The sequence below is a fragment of the Streptomyces sp. NPDC008137 genome, assembly GCF_042957035.1.
GTDB lineage: Bacteria > Actinomycetota > Actinomycetes > Streptomycetales > Streptomycetaceae > Streptomyces.
This window is the reverse complement of record NZ_JBIBHN010000005.1, coordinates 106,615-123,965: the sequence shown is the minus strand read 5'-3', so window position 1 is coordinate 123,965 and position 17,351 is coordinate 106,615. Positions and strand designations below refer to the sequence as shown.

Below are 17,351 nucleotides of genomic sequence, written 5' to 3'. Positions count from 1 at the left end.
CAGACACAAACAAGAGTTCGCGGAAACGCGCGAGCAGCGAGTCAACGGGCGCCGCGGTGGTCAGGATGGAGGCATGGCATACCACGTCCACTCCGAGGCCGGGCGGCTGCGCCGCGTCATCCTGCACCGGCCCGATCTCGAGCTCAAAAGGCTCACCCCCAGCAACAAGACCTCGCTGCTCTTCGACGACGTGCTGTGGGTGCGCAGGGCCCGCGCCGAGCACGACGGATTCGCCGATGTGCTGCGCGACCGGGGCGTCGCCGTCCACCTCTTCGGTGACCTCCTGGCCGAGACCCTCCAGGTCCCGGCGGCCAGAGCCCTCGTCCTGGACCGGGTCTTCGACGAGAAGGAGTACGGCCCGCTGGCCACCGACCATCTCAGAGCCGCCTTCGAGAACCTGCCGGCGCGGGAACTGGCCGAGCTCCTGGTCGGCGGCATGACGAAACGCGAGTTCCTGGACGGGCACCCGGAGCCGACGTCGGTCCGCTTCCACGTCATGGACCTGGACGACTTCCTGCTGGACCCGCTGCCCAACCACCTCTTCACCCGCGACACCTCCGCCTGGATCTACGACGGCGTCTCCATCAACGCCATGCGCTGGCCCGCCCGGCAGCGCGAGACCGTGCACTTCGAGGCGATCTACCGGCACCACCCGCTGTTCCGGGACGAGGCCTTCCAGGTGTGGTCCGAGGGGCAGGCCGACTACCCGTCGACCATCGAGGGCGGGGACGTCCTGGTCATCGGCAACGGGGCCGTCCTCATCGGGATGAGCGAGCGCACCACCCCGCAGGCCGTCGAGATGCTGGCGCACAAGCTGTTCGCCGCCGGTTCCGCCGAGACGATCGTGGCGCTCGACATGCCCAAGCGGCGTGCCTTCATGCACCTCGACACCGTGATGACCATGGTCGACGGCGACACCTTCACCCAGTACGCGGGCCTCGGCATGCTCCGCTCGTACACCATCGAGCCGGGCGTCGGCGAGAAGGAGCTGAAGGTCACCGACCATCCGGCGGAGCACATGCACCGCGCGATCGCCGCCGCGCTCGGCCTGAACGAGATCCGGGTGCTGACCGCCACCCAGGACGTGCACGCCGCCGAGCGCGAGCAGTGGGACGACGGCTGCAACGTCCTGGCCGTCGAACCTGGCGTCGTGGTCGCCTACGAACGGAACGCCACCACCAACACACACCTGCGCAAGCAGGGCATCGAGGTGATAGAGATCCCGGGCAGTGAGCTGGGGCGGGGGAGGGGCGGGCCGCGCTGTATGAGCTGCCCCGTCGAACGCGAGCCCGTGTAAGCATGCGGGCTGTATAGGCATGCTGAGCTTCGTATAGTATTCCAGGAGTCTTGTCCCCGTATCCCTGGAGCGCCCCCATGGCGACAGCCCCGAGCGCCCTCGCCGGCCGCCACTTCCTCAAGGAGCTCGACTTCACCGAGGAGGAGTTCCGCGGTCTGGTCGAGCTGGCCGCCGAGCTGAAGGCCGCCAAGAAGGCCGGGACCGAGACCCAGTACCTGCGGGGCCGGAACATCGCGCTGATCTTCGAGAAGACCTCCACCCGCACCCGCTGCGCGTTCGAGGTCGCGGCCGCCGACCAGGGCGCCTCGACCACGTACCTCGACCCGTCAGGATCCCAGATCGGTCACAAGGAGTCCGTCCGGGACACCGCGCGGGTGCTGGGCCGGATGTACGACGGGATCGAGTACCGGGGTGACAGCCAGCAGAAGGTCGAGGAGCTGGCGGCGCACGCCGGGGTGCCGGTCTTCAACGGGCTCACCGACGACTGGCACCCCACCCAGATGCTGGCCGACGTGCTGACCATGACCGAGCACTGCGCCAAGCCGCTGAACGAGATCGCCTTCGCCTACCTGGGCGACGCCCGCTTCAACATGGGCAACTCCTACCTGGTCACCGGCGCCCTGCTCGGCATGGACGTGCGTCTGGTCGCGCCGAAGGCCTACTGGCCGGCCGAGGAGATCGTCGACCGGGCCCGCGCGCTCGCCGAGAGCAGCGGCGCCCGCATCACGCTCACCGAGATCCTGGACGACGGCGTCCGCGGCGCCGACTTCGTCGCCACGGACGTCTGGGTCTCGATGGGCGAGCCCAAGGAGGTCTGGGACGAGCGCATCTCCGCCCTCGGCCCGTACGCCGTGACCATGGACGTCCTGCGCGCCACCGGCAACCCGGACGTGAAGTTCCTGCACTGCCTGCCCGCCTTCCACGACCTGGGCACCAAGATCGGCCGCGAGATCCACGCCTCGCACGGCCTGGGCTACCTCGAGGTCTCCGACGAGGTCTTCGAGTCGGCGCACTCGGTGGTCTTCGACGAGGCGGAGAACCGGATGCACACCATCAAGGCGGTCCTGGTGGCGACCCTGGCCTGAGGGCCCGAAAGCGGCCTCACGCCGACGGGCGTCGCTGTTCCGGCACCGCGGGCAGCCTGAACCACACCGCCTTGCCGGACTCGGTCGGCCGGTGTCCGCACGAGGAGCTCAGGGCGCGGATCAGCAGCAGCCCGCGCCCGTGCTCCTGCCAGGGGTCGGGCGGCCCGTCGGCCGGGCGGGTGAGGTCGCCGGGCGGGGCCGGGTCGGTGTCGTGCACCTCGACCTGACATCCCGACGGCATCAGCTCCACCACCAGCTCTATCGGCGCCTCCCCGGTGGTGTGCTCCACCGCGTTGGCCACCAGCTCCGCCGTGAGCAGCTCCGCCGTGTCGCAGTCCGCCCCGTACTCCAGCTCGGCCAGCGCCGTACGGACCAGGGCACGGGCCACGGGCACCGCCGCGACGGTGTGCGGCAGCGCGATACGCCAGGAGGCGGGGGCTGAGGGGAGTTCGTGCAAGGCGGGTCCGTTCATGGAGCAGGACATCCTGCTTTCAACCTGATGAATGGTACGGCGCCGCTCTTCAGAGGCGTCCGAGGGGCCGTCGTCGGGGAGCGCCTTCGCCCCCTTGCCGGACGGCTTACCCAGGTGAACGCGGTGCCGCGCGCCGCTGCTCCCGCCGTTACGCCGGTGTGGATGATCTGTGACGGATGTGACCGGCCCGGGTCACCCGGGCTCCGTACGGAAGTCCTACCCGGACGGCCTATCGCGCACTCATGACGACAGTCACGGATGAGTGATAGCTTCGTGGGGTAGAGCTCAGTGAGACAGTGCCCGCCCGAGGAGGCCGCACGTCATGAGTCCCTTCACCGGCTCCGCCGCCCGCACCCCCCGCTGGGGGCACCTGCGCGTCGATCTCACCGACGGCGTCGCCACCGTCACCCTGGCCCGCCCCGAGAAACTCAACGCGCTCACCTTCGGCACCTACGCCGACCTGCGCGACCTGCTCGCGGAGCTGTCCCGGGAGCGGGCCGTACGGGCCCTGGTGCTGGCCGGCGAGGGACGCGGCTTCTGCTCCGGCGGCGATGTCGACGAGATCATCGGCGCCACCCTCGGCATGGACACCGCCCGGCTGCTGGACTTCAACCGCATGACCGGCCAGGTGGTGCGCGCCGTCCGGGAGTGCCCCTTCCCGGTGATCGCGGCGGTGCACGGCGTGGCGGCGGGCGCCGGAGCGGTGCTCGCCCTGGCAGCGGACTTCCGCGTCGCCGACCCCACGGCCCGTTTCGCCTTCCTCTTCACCCGGGTCGGTCTCTCCGGCGGCGACATGGGCGCGGCCTACCTCCTGCCCAGGGTCGTGGGCCTGGGCCACGCGACCCGCCTCCTGATGCTGGGCGACCCGGTCCGGGCCGTCGAGGCCGAGCGCATCGGCCTGATCAGCGAACTGACGGAGGAGGGCGCCGCCGACGAGACGGCCCAGCGACTGGCCCGTCGCCTGGCGGAAGGCCCGGCCCTCGCGTACGCCCAGACGAAGGCCCTGCTGACGGCCGAACTGGACATGCCCCTGGCGGCCTCGGTGGAACTGGACGCGTCGACCCAGGCGCTGCTGATGAACAGCGCGGACTACGCGGAGTTCCACGCGGCATTCACAGAGAAGCGCCCTCCGAAATGGAGCGGACGGTGACGGCAACCCCCTCAGGGGCGCGGGGAACTGCGCGACCAGCCCCCACGCACCCGCAGCCGCACCACGACACGAGCCACCCCCTACGCGTCGCAATCATCGGCGGAGGCCCGGGAGGCCTCTACTCCGCGGCCCTGCTCAAGCGCCTCGACCCCACCCGGGAAGTCACCGTCTGGGAACGCAACGCCCCCGACGACACCTTCGGCTTCGGAGTCGTCCTCTCCGACGAAACCCTCGGCGGCATAGAACACGCCGACCCCCAGGTCTACGCGGCCCTCCAGCGAGACTTCATCCGCTGGGACGACATCGACATCACCCACCGCAACACCCGCCACACCTCCGGCGGCCACGGCTTCGCCGCCCTCGGTCGCAAACGCCTCCTCGAAATCCTCCACACCCGCTGCCGCGACCTCGGCGTGGCCCTCCGCTTCCACACCGAAGCCCCGAAGGACCTCCCGCAGACCCACGACCTGGTCATCGCCGCGGACGGCGTCCACAGCACCACCCGCGAGACCTACGCGGACGTCTTCCGCCCCCGGGTCACCACACACCACTGCCGCTACATCTGGCTCGCCACCGACTTCCCCTTCGACTCCTTCCGCTTCGACATCGCCGAGACCGAACACGGCGTGATGCAGCTGCACGGCTACCCCTACGCCCGCCCGTCGCCCGACCACCACCCCTCAACAAGGCCCTCCGGGCCGCAGAATCAACTCGGCTCCTCCACCGTGATCATCGAGATGCGCGAGGAGGTCTGGCAGCGGGCCGGTTTCGACGAGCTCGACGAGACCGAGTCGATCGAACGCTGCGGCAAGATCTTCGCGGAAGCCCTCCGCGGCCGCCCCCTGCGCTCCAACAACTCGGCGTGGACGACCTTCCGCACGGTCGTCAACGACCGCTGGTCGCACGGCAACCTCGTCCTGCTCGGCGACGCCGCCCACACCGCCCACTTCTCCATCGGCTCCGGCACCAAGCTCGCCGTCGAGGACGCCCTGGCCCTGGCCGCCTGCCTGGAGGAGCGGGACTCACTGGAGGAGGCCCTGGCCGCGTACGAGGCGGAGCGGCGGCCCGTCGTCGCCTCCACACAGCGCGCGGCCCGCGCCAGCCTGGAGTGGTTCGAGAACCTCGGCCTGTACCTGGACCAGCCGCCCCGGCAGTTCGCCTTCAACCTGCTCACCCGCAGCCGCCGCGTCACCCACGACAACCTGCGGTTGCGCGACCCGGACTTCACGGCGGCGGTGGAGCGCGAGTTCGGCTGCCCGCCCGGCACGCCCCCGATGTTCACCCCGTTCCGGCTGCGCGGTCTGACCCTGCGCAACCGGGTCGTCGTCTCGCCCATGGACATGTACTCGGCGGCCGACGGCGTCCCCGGCGACTTCCACCTCGTCCATCTGGGCGCGAGGGCGCTGGGCGGGGCCGGGCTGGTGATGACCGAGATGGTGTGCGTCAGCGAGGAGGGCCGGATCACGCCCGGCTGCGCCGGCCTCTACACCGGCCGGCAGGCCGAGGCATGGCGGCGTATCACCGACTTCGTGCATGCCCAGGCGCCCGGCACCGCGATCGGCGTGCAACTCGGCCACAGCGGCCGCAAGGGCTCCACGAAACTGATGTGGGAGGGCATGGACGAGCCCCTCGACGAGGGCAACTGGCCGCTCGTGGCCGCTTCCGCGCTCCCGTACAAGCCGTACAGCCAGACCCCGCGCGCGCTGTCCCGCGCCCAGCTCACCGACATCCGTGAGCAGTTCACGGCAGCCGCCTGCCGCGCCGCCAGGGCCGGCTTCGATCTGCTCGAACTGCACTGCGCCCACGGCTACCTGCTCTCCGGATTCCTCTCCCCGCTGACCAACCGGCGTACCGACGCGTACGGCGGCTCACTGGAGAAGCGGCTCCGTTTCCCGCTGGAGGTCTTCGACGCCGTACGGAACGCGTGGCCGGGGGAGCGGCCCATGACGGTCCGCGTCTCGGCGACCGACTGGGCAGAAGGCGGCACCACGGCCGAGGACGCCGTCGAGATCGCCCGGGCCTTCGCCGCGCACGGCGCCGACGCGATCGACGTGTCGACGGGGCAGGTCGTGGCGGACGAACGGCCGGAGTTCGGGCGGTCGTACCAGACGCCGTTCGCGGACCGTGTCCGGCGCGCCACCGGTGTCCCGGTGATCGCGGTCGGCGCGATCTCCTCCTGGGACGACGTCAACTCCCTGATCCTGGCAGGCCGCACGGACCTGTGCGCACTGGCCCGTCCGCACCTCTACGACCCGCACTGGACCCTGCACGCGGCGGCCGAACAGGACTACACGGGCCCGGGCGTCGCCTGGCCGGCCCCGTACCGCGCGGGCAGCCGCCGACCCCAGACGGGCCGCACTGACGCACCGAAACCGCGATTGAGTATCTAGTTCGCGGCAGGCGCGAAGTCCGTCTCCTTCGCGTCGGTGATCCGGGCGCCCATATTGCGCTCCATCATCTCGAGGGCGGCGGAGGCCAGATGCGGGTGGATGGAGGCGACGGCGTCCCTGGGCACCGTGACCTCCAGATGGCGGATGTGCGCGTCGAGGGCCGAGTAGAGGACGCACTGCTCGGTGACCTGGCCGGTCAGCACGACGTGTCCGACGTCCAGGCTCCACAGGAGGTAGGACAGCGGAGTCTCGAAGAAGACCGAATGGCGGGCCTTCACCACGAACAGCGACTCGTCGTCCGGCCGGATCGGCTCGACCAGGTCGCCGTGCGGTCGGGCCAGCGCCGACTCCACGAGCTCTCCGTGGTGCGAGCGCCACCGTCCGAAGTTGTCGTTCGCGTAGATCACCGGCGCATCCGCCTCACGGGCCCGGCCGATCAGCTCGGCGATGACGGGCACGACCCGCTCGGCGGACGGCACGAGCAGCTCGGCGTCCTCGTGGTCGTACGTGTTGATCATGTCGACCACGATCAGAGCCGGCCGCGTCGGACCTGCCCGCCGTTCCATCGTCTCCGCCGTCCGTCCGGTGCTGTCGTACGGGCCACCGGGTACCCGGTGGCCCGGTGGGACCAAACAGGGCTACGCGGATGTCCTGGGGGCGGTGGGAGCCACGGGACGCGATCTACAGCCCCACGAATTCCGCCCCCGCGTCCCGCAGCCGCTCGTGCAGCCCCCGGAACACCGCCGACGAGCGCTCCCCGGGCCAGTCCCCGGGCAGCAGCGCGGACGGCAGGCCGGGGTCGGTGTAGGGGAGGTGGCGCCAGGAGTCCAGGGCGAGCAGGTAGTCGCGGTAGGCCTCCTCGGGCGGGGTGTCCTCTCGTTTCTCCCAGCCGAGCAGCACGGGCGCGTGGCGGTCGAGGAACGCCTCGTGCTCCTTGGCGATGGCGGCCAGGTCCCACCAGCGGGTGACCGCCTCGGCGGTCGGCGCGAAGCCGAGGTGGCCGCCGCGGAAGAAGTCGACGTACCCGTCGAGCCGCAGCCGCTCAAGGGTGTGCCGGGACTCCTCGTACAGGCGCGCGGGCGCGATCCACACACCAGGAGCGGCCGTGCCGAAACCGAGGCCGGCCAGCCGGGAGCGCAGCACGTGCCGCTTCTGCCGCTCCGACTCCGGCACGGAGAACACCGCGAGCACCCAGCCCTCGTCCTCGGGCGGAGCCGTGGCGTAGATGCGCCGGTCGCCGTCGTCGAGCAGCTGCCGGGCGTCCGGTGACAGTGCGTACCCGGCGGCACCCTGGGCGGTGCGGGCGGGCACGAGCAGTCCGCGTCTCTTGAGCCGCGACACCGAGGAGCGTACGGACGGGGCGTCCACACCGACCGCGGCCAGCAGCCGGATCAGTTCGGCTACCGGCACGGGGCCCGGTACGAAGCGGCCGTACGCGCCGTAGAGCGTGACGATGAGAGACCGTGGTGCATGCTGGTCGGACACGTTGATCATCTTAGGTCGTACGGATCAGTCCTGGTCGCCCGCGGTGCCGCCGTCCGGGGCTCCCGCGCCGCGCAGCCGGAATCGCTGGAGCTTGCCGGTGGCGGTGCGGGGCAGCGCGTCCAGGAAGACGATCTCGCGCGGGCACTTGTACGGCGCCAGCTCGCTCTTCACGAAGGCGCGCAGCGCCCCGGCGTCCCGTTCCATGCCTTCCCTGAGGACGGCGTAGGCCACCACGACCTGGCCGCGCGCCTCGTCGGGCCGTCCCACGACCGCCGCCTCCAGCACGTCCGGGTGCCGCAGCAGCGCGTCCTCGACCTCGGGTCCGGCGATGTTGTACCCGGCCGAGATGATCATGTCGTCGGCGCGGGCGACGTACCGGAAGTAGCCGTCGGGTTCGCGGACGTAGGTGTCGCCGGTGATGTTCCAGCCGCCGCGTACGTACTCCCGCTGCCTCGGGTCGGCGAGATACCGGCAGCCGACCGGTCCGCGCACCGCGAGCAGCCCCGGCTGCCCGTCGGGCACCGGCCGGCCGTCCGCGTCCTGCACGCGCGCGTGCCAGCCCGGTACGGGCACGCCCGTCGCCCCGGGCCGGATATGTTCGTCGGCCGCCGAGATGAAGATGTGCAGGAGTTCGGTGGCGCCGATGCCGTTGATGACGCGCACGCCGGTGCGTTCGTGCCAGGCCTGCCAGGTGGCCGCCGGCAGGTTCTCGCCGGCGGAGACGCAGCGGCGCAGGGACGAGACGTCGTGGCCGTCGAGCGCGTCGAGCATCGCGCGGTACGCCGTCGGCGCGGTGAACAGGACGGAGACCCGGTGCCGGGCTATGGCCGGCAGCAGTTGCTTCGGGCCCGCCTGCTCCAACAGCAGGGCGCTCGCCCCGGCCCGCAGCGGGAAGACCACAAGGCCGCCGAGCCCGAAGGTGAAGCCGAGCGGCGGACTGCCGGTGAAGACGTCGTCGGCGCGGGGCTTCAGCACGTGCCGGGAGAAGGTGTCGGCGATCGCCAGCACGTCCCGGTGGAAGTGCATACAGCCCTTGGGGCGGCCGGTGGTGCCGGAGGTGAAGGCGATCAGCGCCACGTCGTCGGCCGCCGTCCCCACCGCCTCGTACGGCGTGCCGGGCGCCGGGCGGTTGAGCAGGTCGTCCGGGGCGTCACCGCCGTAGGTCGTGATCCGCAGGTCCGGGATCTCGGCCTTGGCGAGGTCGTCGACGGCCCTGATGTCGCACAGCGCGTGCCGGACCCGGGCGATCTCGCACATCGTGCCCAGCTCGTGCGGGCGCTGCTGGGCGAGCACCGTGACCGCCACGGCCCCCGCCTTCAGCACGGCCAGCCAGCAGGCGGCGAGCCACGGTGTGGTGGGGCCGCGCAGCAGCACCCGGTTGCCGGGGACGACGCCGAGGTCACCGGTGAGCAGATGGGCGATGCGGTCGACGCGGGCGCGCAGCTCGCCGTACGTCCAGGGCTCACCGGTGGGGGTGAGGAACGCGGGCCGGTCGTCGTCGGGGCCGTGGAGCAGTTCGGCGGCGCAGTTGAGCCGTTCGGGGTAGCGCAGCTCCGGCAGATCGAAACGGAGCTCGGGCCAGTGGTCCGGGGGCGGCAGATGGTCGCGGGTGAAGGTGTCGACGTGCGCCGTGTCCCGTGGATTCATACGGTTCGCCCCCTTGGCGTGGTGGGCTCGCCCCTGGAGCGTATCGTGTTGGTGACGACAGTCAACGGTCCGCGATAGCCTCGGAGTGGCCCGGCCGGGAAGCAGGGTGGCGGAGAAGGGACCGGCAATGACCGCATTCTCGCTCGAACCGGCACAACTCGCCTGGTGTGCCGAGCTGCGCGCCCTGGCCGCCGAGCGGCTCCGCCCGCTGGCGGAGAAGGGGGAACCGGGTCATGTGAACCGCGCGCTGGTCGCCGAACTGGGCCGACTGGGCCTGCTCGGGCGGCTCTTCACGTCCGGCGCCCTCGATCTGTGCCTGATGCGCGAGTCCCTGGCCCACGGCTGCACGGAGGCCGAGACGGCCCTCGCCCTCCAGGGTCTCGGCGCTCACCCGGTCCACGCCCACGGCACCGAGTCGCAGCGCGCCCGCTGGCTCCCTCGGGTGGCGGACGGCACGGCGGTCGCGGCGTTCGCGCTGAGCGAGCCGGGCGCCGGGTCGGACGCGGCGGCCCTGACCCTGCGGGCGGAGCGGGACGGCCCGGCCCGCTGGCGCCTCACCGGCGAGAAGTGCTGGATCTCCAACGCGCCCGAGGCCGACTTCTACACCGTCTTCGCCCGGACCGTCCCCGATGCCGGGGCCCGGGGGGTCACGGCCTTCCTGGTGCCCGCCGACCGCCCGGGTCTGACCGGCACGGGCCTCGACATGCTCTCCCCGCACCCCATCGGCACGCTCGACTTCGACGCCGTACCGGTGACGGCGGAGGACGTGCTCGGCGAGGCGGACCGGGGCTTCCGGGTCGCGATGGGGACACTCAACCTCTTCCGCCCCAGCGTCGGCGCCTTCGCCGTCGGCATGGCCCGGGCCGCTCTCGACGCGACCCTCGCCCACACCGCCGGGCGGGACGCCTTCGGCGGCAAGCTGAGGGACCTCCAGGCCGTCTCCCACCAGGTCGCCGAGATGGCCCTGCGCACGGAGGCGGCCCGCCTGATGGTCTACGCGGCGGCGACGGCCTACGACGAGGGCGCCCCGGACGTGCCCCAGCGCTCAGCCATGGCGAAACTGCTCGCCACCGAGACCGCTCAGTACGTCGTCGACACGGCCGTCCAGTTGCACGGCGCCCGGGCGCTGCAACGCGGCCACCTGCTCGAACACCTCTACCGCGAGGTGCGCGCCCCACGCGTCTACGAAGGGGCCAGCGAGGTGCAACGCGGCATCATCGCCAAGGAGTTGTACGCCACGTCGTCCGCCGAGTCGCACGCCCACCAGGAGGCCCGGTGACCACCGAGCGCGTCAACCCGCCCGAGCTGTCCCCGCCGGCCGGCTTCTCCCACGCCGTCGTGGCCTCCGGGTCGAGGGTGGTGTTCCTGGCGGGCCAGACCGCACTGGACACCGACGGCAAGGTGGTGGGCGCGACCCTGCCGGAGCAGTTCGAGAAGGCGCTGACGAACCTGCTGGCCGCTCTCACGGCGGCCGGCGGCACCCCGTCCGACCTCGCCCGCGTCACCGTCTACGCCACGGACGTCGCCGCGTACCGCGCGCACGCCCCCGAGTTGGGGCGGCTGTGGCGCGAGGCGGCCGGGCGCGACTACCCCGCCATGGCGGTCGTCCAGGTCGTCCGGCTGTGGGACGAGGAGGCGCTGGTCGAGCTCGACGGCTTCGCGGTGCTGCCCTGACCTTCTTGAGGTCAGGCCGCGACGGTCAGTCCCGCCGTCACCCGGTGCGGCTCCACCACGCGTCCGTCCGGCAGCAGCTCACCGGTGTCGTCGAAGACGATCACCCCGTCGCACAGCAGGCTCCAGCCCTGCTCGGGGTGGGCGGCGACGACATGTGCCGCAAGGGAGTCGGTCGCGGGGCACTGGGTCTGGTGGGCACACATGGCGCACCTCCACGTCGGTAGGGCCATCCGGAGGATTCGTATGACTCTTACGTACAGACCATGCTCCCGACTCGAATTCATCGGAACGGCTCGTCAGGAAGCGTGACACGCCCAGGACATTCCCCGGACCGTTCCACGACGGCCGGTGCGGATTCGCCACCGAAGGAGTGAGGGGTACGGGCGTCGGCCCGGGCGCCGGGTACGAGTGGAACACAAAACCACTCCTTTCGGGAGGTTCCCCCCATGCGTGTTCGCCCCCTGCTCGGCGCGACGGCCGGTGCCGCGCTGCTCCTGCTCACCGGTGCCGGCGCGGCACCCGCCACCGCGTCGACCGCCGCGGCCCCGTACGAGGCCGTGACGGTCGACGCGGTGGGCCGGATCACCGCCGACGGCACGGTCACCCTCTCCGGCACCTACCGCTGCCGGAGCGCGGTCGGCCCGGTCTTCGTCAGTTCCTCCGTCAGCCAGGGCACCTCCACCACCCGCTACGGCATCGGCGGCACCCGTGCCGTGTGCGACGGCGTGAAACACCGCTGGGTGAACACGGGCCGGCCCAAGCCCGGCGCGCTCGCGCCCGGAGCGGCCCACGTCGAGGCCACCCTGATGGAGCTGCGCACCTTCAGCGGCCTGCCGCTGCCCAGCTTCCACGCGGTCCACGGGCGGGACATCACCCTGACCCGGCGCTGAGCACGGGCCGGTGAACACACCGGTGACCTGGGCCTCCCGCACCGAGGTGGTGCGCGGAGGCCCTTCTTGACTGTTTAATTGCGAGGCCTGTGCAAGAACATGACGACAGCAACAACGGGGTGAGGTCATATGTCGACCCGTCGGATACGAGGAGCCGCCGCCACGGCGGCACTGGCCGCGGCGGTCACCGCCTGCTCGGCCCCCAGCGGCGGCGGACAGGGCGACGCCAAGTCCGCCGGGTCCGTCGTCATCGGGGTCGCCTCCGAGCCGGACACCCTCAGCCCGCTGCTCGGCTACGGCAAGGACGGCAACTCCAAGATCTTCGACGGGCTGCTCGCCCATGACGCCGACCTGAAGCTGAAGCCCGCCCTCGCGGCCGCGCTGCCCGAGGTCTCCGACGGCGGCCGCACGTACACCTACACCCTGCGCGACGGCGTGGAGTTCAGCGACGGCGAGCCGCTGACGGCCGCCGACGTCGTCTACACGTACCGCACCGCCCTCGACGCCAAGACCAACAACACCTTCAAGAGCGAGCTGGACGCCGTCAAGGAGGTCGAGGCGAGCGGCGACGACAAGGTCGTCTTCACCCTCAAGTACCCCTACGCCGCCTTCGCCGCCCGTACCGTGCTGCCCATCGTCCCCGAGCACATCGCGGGCGAGCAGGACCCCAACACCGGCGCCTTCAACACGAAGCCGGTCGGCACCGGTCCGTACGTCCTCTCCAAGTGGAGCAAGGGCGAGAAGCTCACCTTCAAGGCCAACCCCCGCTACTGGGGCGGCGAGCCGAAGGTGAAGACCTTCACCATGGCGGTCATCGCCGACGACGACGTACGCGCCACCCGGCTGCGCTCCGGCGACCTCGACGGCGCGGTCCTCCCGCCCAACCTCGCCGCCACGTTCAAGGGCGACGACGCCAAGCGCACCTACGAGGCCCGTTCCTACGACTTCCGGGCCGTCACCCTCCCCACCCCGAACAAGGTCACCGGCGACCGCGCGATCCGGCAGGCCCTCGACGCCGCCGTGGACCGCGAGACCATGGTCGACAAGATCCTCGACGGCGCCGGCCGCCCGGCGTACGGGCCGCTGCCCGTCGACGACCCCGCCTTCACCAAGGCCGTCGAGCGCGCCCAGGACCTCGGCAAGGCCAGGAAGATCCTGGACGAGGCCGGCTGGAAGCCCGCCGGCGACGGCATCCGCGCCAAGGACGGACAGCGGGCGTCCTTCACCCTGCTCTACCCCTCCGGCGACAAGGTCCGCCAGGACCACGCCCTCGCCTACGCCTCCGACGCCAAGAAGGCCGGCATCGAGGTGAAGGCGGAGAGCGCCACCTGGGAGGTCATCGAGCCGCGCATGAAGAACACCGCCGTCCTCGCGGGCTTCGGCAGCACCGGCGACCCCGACTTCGGCCTGTACACCCTGCTGCACTCCTCCCTCGCCGGCGACGGCTTCAACAACATGGCCCGCTACGACAACCCGGCCGTGGACCGCGCCCTCGACAACGGCCGCCGCGGCCAGGACCCGGCGGAGCGCAGGGCCGCCTACGACAAGCTCCAGCGAGCCCTGGTCCAGGACCCCGGCTACACCTTCCTCACCCACATCGACCACCTCTACGTCCTGGCCGACCGCTGGGAAGGCCTGAGCACCCAGCTCGAACCGCACGAGCACGGCTTCGCCAGCGGCCCCTGGTGGAACATCGAGGACTGGCAGCCGAAGAAGTGACCCGCCTCCCCTGGGGAGCGATGGCACGGCTGGCGGGGCGGCGGGCGCTGTTCGCCGTCCCCGTCCTGCTCGTCGTCACCTTCGGCGTGTTCGCGATCGCCGCCGCCTCCCCCTTCGACCCCGTCAAGGCATACGCCGGCACCGCCGCGCTCGGCGCCGACCAGCAGACCCTGGACCGGCTGCGCGAGAACCTCGGCGCGGACCAGCCCTTCGCCGCCCGCTGGTGGCAGTGGCTCACGTCCGCGCTCACCGGCGACCTCGGCCACTCCAGCGTGCTGCGGCAGCCGGTCGCCCAGGTGATCGGCGAACGGCTCGTGTGGTCCTCACTGCTGTGCGCGGTCGCCTTCGCCGCCGCTGTCCTGGTGGGCACGGTCCTCGGCGTGCTCGCCGCCCGCCGCCCCGGTTCGCTGACCGACCGGACCGTCACCTCCCTCGCCTACACCCTGGAGGCGGCCCCGGTCTTCTGGATCGCCCTGCTCGCCGTCTGGCTGTTCGCCCTCCAGTGGGACGTCCTCCCGGCGGGCGGCCTGACGGACACCTCCAGCGAACAGGTCACGTCGGGACAGGTCGCCAGCCACCTCGTCCTGCCCGCCGGAGTCCTCGCGGTCTCCCAGCTGCCCTGGTTCACGCTCTACGTCCGCCAGGGCGTGGGCGACGCCCTGGCCGAGGACCCGGTACGCGGCGCCCGCGCCCGCGGCCTGAGCGAACGCACCGTCCTGCTCGGCCACGCCCTGCGCTCCGGAGTGCTGCCGGTGCTCACCCTGATCGGTTCCCGGGTGCCCGAACTCATCACCGGGGCCCTGCTGGTGGAGAGCGTCTTCAGCTGGCCGGGCATCGCCGCCGCCACCGTCGAGGCGGCCACCGCCGTCGACTTCCCGCTGCTCGCCGCCCTGACGACCCTGGCCACGGCCGCCGTCCTCGCCGGGAACCTGCTCGCCGACCTGCTCTACGGACTGTTCGACCCGAGGGTGAAGCTCAGTGACATGTGACGCACCGGCACCGGCCGGGACCGAGTGGCGCTCGCACGGCCCGAAACGCCGCTCCACCCGCACCTTGCGCGTGCGCACCTCCGCCGTGCTGGTGGGCGCGACCGTCCTCGCCGTGCTGCTCGTACCCCCGCTGGTCCAGCTCGACCAGCAGGCCGTCGACCTGGCCGCCAAGCTCCGGCCGCCGTCCTGGTCCCACCCCTTCGGCACGGACGACGTCGGCCGCGACCTGCTGCTGCGCTGTGTCTACGGCCTGCGCGTCTCGCTGCTCGTCGGAGTGGCGGCGGCGCTGACCGCGACGGTGGTCGGCACGGCCGTCGGTGCGGCCGCCGGGGCGCTCGGCGGCTGGGCCGACCGCGCCCTGATGCGGGTCGTCGACGCCTTCTCCTCCGTGCCGCACCTGCTGCTCGGCATCTTCATCGTCGCGATGTTCCGCCCCGGTGTCTGGCCGGTGGTGATCTCGGTGGCGCTGACCCACTGGCTGTCCACGGCCCGGATCGTCCGCGCCGAGGTGCTGTCCCTGCGGTCCAGGCCGTACGTCGACGCCGCCGTGTCCGGCGGGGCGTCCCGGTGGCGGGTGACGGTACGGCATCTGCTGCCCGCCGTCCTTCCCCAAGCCGCCCTGGCCGCCGTGCTGATGGTGCCGCACGCCATGTGGCACGAGTCGGCGCTGTCCTTCCTCGGACTCGGGCTGCCCACCCACACGGCGAGCCTCGGCACCCTGATCCAGACGGCCCGCGGCTCCCTGCTCGCCGGACAGTGGTGGCCGACCCTGTTCCCGGGCCTGTTCCTCATCGTCCCCACGCTCGCCCTGGCCGGTCTGGCCGGGGCGTGGCGGGAGCGGATCAATCCCCGACACCGATCGGAGCTGATGCTTTGAGCACCGGAGTCGAGACCGGGCCGGGCGACATCGCCGCGGCGTCGGCCGGAGACCGGCCCGTGTTGTCCGTGCGCGGCCTCTCCGTGCGATTCCTCATGCCCGGCGGGCGACGTGTCGCCGCCGTCACCGACGCCCGGTTCGACGTGGCGGCAGGTGAGTGCCTGGCGCTGATCGGGGAGAGCGGCTGCGGCAAGTCCGTGCTGGCCTCGGCCCTGCTCGGGCTGCTCCCCGGCAACGCGCAGACCGCCGGGGCGGCTCACCTCGGCGACCTGGACCTGCTCACGGCCGACGAGCGGACCCTCGCCCGTACCGTACGGGGCCGGCTCATCGGCCTCGTACCGCAGAGCCCGGCCGCCCACCTCACCCCCGTGCGCACGGTCCGTTCCCAACTGGAGGAGACGGTCGCCGCGCTGACCGCGACCCGGGGACGCGCCGCCCTGCGCGCCGCCGCCGAGGCCGCCGCCGAACGGGCAGCGTTCCCCGCGGACCACCTCGACCGGCACCCCCACCAGCTCTCCGGAGGCCTGGCCCAGCGCGCCGCCACCGCCCTCGCCCTCGTGGGCGACGCGCCCCTGCTGCTCGCCGACGAACCGACCACCGGGCTCGACCGCGATCTGGTGGACCGTACGGTCGACGAACTGCGGCGGCACGTCGACGAGCCGGGGGAGACGGGCAGCAGGGGCCGGGGCCTGCTGATGATCACCCATGACCTGGCCGCCGCCGAACGCATCGCCGACCGGGTCGCCGTGATGTACGCGGGCCGGATCGTCGAACTGGCCGCCGCCGAGGACTTCTTCGGCTCACCCGGGCCCCGCCACCCCTACAGCCGCGGGCTGCTCCAGGCCCTCCCCGACCGCGCCTTCAAGGCCATCCCCGGCATGCCGCCCGAACTCGGCGACCTCCCCGAGGGCTGCGCCTTCGCCGCCCGCTGCGACCGGGCCACCGGCACCTGTGCCGCCCCGCCGCCCCCGGGCATGGTCGCCTGCCACCACCCGCACCTGCCGGAGGACGCCCGTGCTTGAACTGCGTTCCATCACCGCCGGATACCTCAAGAACGCGCCGGTGGTCCGGGGCGTCTCCCTGACCGTGGCAGCGGGCGAGTCCGTCGGCCTGCTCGGCCCGAGCGGCTGCGGCAAGTCCACCCTGGCGCGGGTCGCGGCCCTGCTGCACCGGCCCGACTCCGGAAACCTCGTCCTCGACGGCGAGCCCGTACGGCACTGGCGCCACCGCGCCCCGCGCGCTCTGCGCACCGCCTTCGGGGTCGTCTTCCAGCAGGCCAGACTCTCCGCCGACCCCCGGCTGCCGCTCACCGACCTGATCGCCGAACCCCTGCGCGCCACCGGCCGGAGCAAGGAAATCCCCGACCGCGTGGCCGAGTTGGCTCCCGCCGTCGGCCTCACCCCGGACCTGCTGACCCGACGGCCGCACGAGGTCAGCGACGGCCAGCTGCAACGCGCCTGCCTCGCCCGCGCCCTCGTGCTGCGCCCGCGCCTGCTGGTGTGCGACGAGATGACCGCCATGCTCGACGCCTCCACCGCCGTCGCCCTGGTCGCGGCCGTCGAGGACTACCGGTCGGCGACCGGCGCCGCCCTGCTGGCCGTCGGCCACGACCGCACCCTGCTCGGGCGCTGGTGCGACCGCACGGTCGACTGGGACAGCCTGGCCTGATACGCGCT

Annotated in this window: 17 protein-coding genes; 12 read left to right on the top strand and 5 right to left on the bottom strand. The window is 72.2% G+C overall.

The window, feature by feature from the left end:
- Positions 1–73 precede the first annotated feature (73 nt).
- Positions 74–1,297, top strand: a complete 1,224-nt coding sequence (locus ACFZBT_RS10460; RefSeq protein WP_391100953.1) for an arginine deiminase — start codon at positions 74–76, stop codon at positions 1,295–1,297.
- A 77-nt stretch (positions 1,298–1,374) separates the two neighbouring features.
- Complete coding sequence (gene argF, locus ACFZBT_RS10455) at positions 1,375–2,382, top strand: ornithine carbamoyltransferase (RefSeq protein WP_391100951.1); 1,008 nt, start codon at positions 1,375–1,377, stop codon at positions 2,380–2,382.
- A gap of 16 nt (positions 2,383–2,398) precedes the next feature.
- On the opposite strand, the gene ACFZBT_RS10450 is transcribed toward argF, so the two are convergent.
- Complete coding sequence (locus ACFZBT_RS10450) at positions 2,399–2,866, bottom strand: ATP-binding protein (RefSeq protein WP_391100949.1); 468 nt, start codon at positions 2,864–2,866, stop codon at positions 2,399–2,401.
- A 310-nt stretch (positions 2,867–3,176) separates the two neighbouring features.
- On the opposite strand from ACFZBT_RS10450, the gene ACFZBT_RS10445 reads away from it, so the two are divergent.
- Entirely contained in the window at positions 3,177–4,004 is an 828-nt protein-coding gene (locus ACFZBT_RS10445) for an enoyl-CoA hydratase family protein (RefSeq protein ID WP_391100947.1), read from the top strand.
- Positions 3,989–6,394, top strand: a complete 2,406-nt coding sequence (locus tag ACFZBT_RS10440; RefSeq protein WP_391100945.1) for a bifunctional salicylyl-CoA 5-hydroxylase/oxidoreductase — start codon at positions 3,989–3,991, stop codon at positions 6,392–6,394. The genes ACFZBT_RS10445 and ACFZBT_RS10440 overlap by 16 nt, the downstream gene beginning before the upstream one ends.
- Here the strand turns inward: ACFZBT_RS10440 and ACFZBT_RS10435 are convergent.
- The 3 genes from ACFZBT_RS10435 to ACFZBT_RS10425 all read right to left on the bottom strand — a co-directional run bounded on the left by ACFZBT_RS10435 (position 6,391) and on the right by ACFZBT_RS10425 (position 9,526).
- Entirely contained in the window at positions 6,391–6,960 is a 570-nt protein-coding gene (locus ACFZBT_RS10435; RefSeq protein ID WP_391100943.1) for an isochorismatase family protein, read from the bottom strand. The genes ACFZBT_RS10440 and ACFZBT_RS10435 overlap by 4 nt on opposite strands.
- A 115-nt stretch (positions 6,961–7,075) precedes the next feature.
- Entirely contained in the window at positions 7,076–7,888 is an 813-nt protein-coding gene (locus ACFZBT_RS10430) for a PaaX family transcriptional regulator C-terminal domain-containing protein (protein ID WP_391100941.1), read from the bottom strand.
- Positions 7,889–7,903: 15 nt separating this feature from the next.
- Positions 7,904–9,526 carry an AMP-binding protein gene (locus ACFZBT_RS10425; RefSeq protein WP_391100938.1) on the bottom strand — a complete coding sequence of 541 codons (1,623 nt, stop codon included), beginning with the start codon at positions 9,524–9,526 and terminating at the stop codon, positions 7,904–7,906.
- A gap of 127 nt (positions 9,527–9,653) precedes the next feature.
- On the opposite strand from ACFZBT_RS10425, the gene ACFZBT_RS10420 reads away from it, so the two are divergent.
- Complete coding sequence (locus tag ACFZBT_RS10420; protein ID WP_391100936.1) at positions 9,654–10,805, top strand: acyl-CoA dehydrogenase family protein; 1,152 nt, start codon at positions 9,654–9,656, stop codon at positions 10,803–10,805.
- Complete coding sequence (locus ACFZBT_RS10415) at positions 10,802–11,200, top strand: Rid family hydrolase (RefSeq protein ID WP_391100933.1); 399 nt, start codon at positions 10,802–10,804, stop codon at positions 11,198–11,200. Before ACFZBT_RS10420 ends, ACFZBT_RS10415 begins: the two co-directional genes overlap by 4 nt.
- A gap of 11 nt (positions 11,201–11,211) precedes the next feature.
- On the opposite strand, the gene ACFZBT_RS10410 is transcribed toward ACFZBT_RS10415, so the two are convergent.
- Positions 11,212–11,403, bottom strand: coding sequence for a DUF5999 family protein (locus ACFZBT_RS10410; RefSeq protein ID WP_391100931.1), 192 nt, complete (start codon positions 11,401–11,403; stop codon positions 11,212–11,214).
- Between the two features lie 243 nt (positions 11,404–11,646).
- Between ACFZBT_RS10410 and ACFZBT_RS10405 the strand changes: the two genes are divergently transcribed.
- The 6 genes from ACFZBT_RS10405 to ACFZBT_RS10380 all read left to right on the top strand — a co-directional run bounded on the left by ACFZBT_RS10405 (position 11,647) and on the right by ACFZBT_RS10380 (position 17,343).
- A complete protein-coding gene (locus ACFZBT_RS10405) occupies positions 11,647–12,090 on the top strand; it encodes a DUF6299 family protein (protein WP_391100929.1) in 444 nt (147 codons plus the stop codon).
- 129 nt (positions 12,091–12,219) lie between these two features.
- Positions 12,220–13,809, top strand: coding sequence for an ABC transporter substrate-binding protein (locus tag ACFZBT_RS10400; protein WP_391100926.1), 1,590 nt, complete (start codon positions 12,220–12,222; stop codon positions 13,807–13,809).
- A 20-nt stretch (positions 13,810–13,829) separates the two neighbouring features.
- The gene (locus tag ACFZBT_RS10395) at positions 13,830–14,798 is read left to right on the top strand and encodes an ABC transporter permease subunit (RefSeq protein ID WP_391100924.1); all 969 of its coding nucleotides are present in this window, start codon (positions 13,830–13,832) and stop codon (positions 14,796–14,798) included.
- Positions 14,788–15,675, top strand: coding sequence for an ABC transporter permease subunit (locus ACFZBT_RS10390; RefSeq protein WP_391100922.1), 888 nt, complete (start codon positions 14,788–14,790; stop codon positions 15,673–15,675). Before ACFZBT_RS10395 ends, ACFZBT_RS10390 begins: the two co-directional genes overlap by 11 nt.
- A 95-nt stretch (positions 15,676–15,770) precedes the next feature.
- On the top strand, positions 15,771–16,697 hold the full coding sequence (locus ACFZBT_RS10385; RefSeq protein WP_391101474.1) for an oligopeptide/dipeptide ABC transporter ATP-binding protein: 927 nt from the start codon (positions 15,771–15,773) through the stop codon (positions 16,695–16,697).
- Positions 16,690–17,343, top strand: coding sequence for an ATP-binding cassette domain-containing protein (locus ACFZBT_RS10380; protein ID WP_391100920.1), 654 nt, complete (start codon positions 16,690–16,692; stop codon positions 17,341–17,343). The genes ACFZBT_RS10385 and ACFZBT_RS10380 overlap by 8 nt, the downstream gene beginning before the upstream one ends.
- The last annotated feature ends 8 nt before the right edge of the window (positions 17,344–17,351 follow it).